The following is a 976-nucleotide window of genomic DNA, read 5'->3' as shown; positions in this document are numbered from 1 at the left end:
TGTTGTGACCAGAACTTGGACGGCAACAGATGAGTGTGGAAATGAAACAACACACACACAAATTATCACTGTTCAAGATACTGTTTCCCCTGAAATCACTACTCAAGCAGCTAGTATTGTTGTAGAATGTGACGGTACAGGTAACGAAGGTGCTATTGAAGCGTGGTTAGCATCCAATGGTGGTGCTACTGCAACTGACAACTGTTCTGATGTTACTTGGACAAATGATTTCAATGCTTTATCAAACGATTGTTCTACAGCTATAACTGTGATTTTCACTGCAACTGACGCATGTGGAAATACCGCTACTACTTCAGCTACTTTTGCTGTACAAGATAGTACTGCTCCTGTGGCTCCGGAAGCTCCTACTGCTGTAACTGTAGCCTGTGCTTCTGAAGTTCCGGCAACCATTTCATTAACCGCTACGGATAATTGTGCCGGTGAAATCACTGTGGAAGGGGTTGATACAACTGTGGCAGGTGATTGTCCGAACTCGTTCGTAATCACTAGAACTTGGTTGTTTGTAGATGCTTGTAGTAACGAAACTTCTATTTCGCAAACAATTACTGTAAACGATACTCTTGCTCCTGCGTTCGTAGAAGAGCTTCCTGCTAGTTTAACAGTAGAGTGTGATGCTGTTCCAACGGCTGCTACTTTAACTGCTACAGATAATTGTGGTGAGGCAACTGTTGCCTTCACCGAATCAACCGAGCAAGGTCAATGTGCTAACGCTTATATTTTGACCAGAACTTGGACGGCAACAGATGAGTGTGGAAATGAAACAACACACACACAAATTATCACTGTTCAAGATACTGTTTCTCCTGAAATTACTATTCAAGCAGCTAGTATTGTTGTAGAATGTGACGGTACAGGTAATGAAAGTGATATTGAAGCTTGGTTAGCTTCCAATGGTGGTGCTACTGCTACTGACAACTGTTCTGATGTTACTTGGACAAACGATTTCAATACTTTA

At 42.1% G+C, this 976-nt stretch carries 1 protein-coding gene; it reads left to right on the top strand.

The window, feature by feature from the left end; genetic code table 11:
- The coding region (locus EQG68_RS15100) for an HYR-like domain-containing protein (protein WP_449404222.1) at positions 1-976 on the top strand (976 nt) is incomplete at both ends.

This window comes from Flavobacterium piscinae, assembly GCF_004122145.1.
Taxonomy (GTDB): domain Bacteria; phylum Bacteroidota; class Bacteroidia; order Flavobacteriales; family Flavobacteriaceae; genus Flavobacterium; species Flavobacterium piscinae.
Note: the sequence above shows the minus strand (reverse complement) of the source record. Positions and strands in the feature narration are given on the sequence as shown.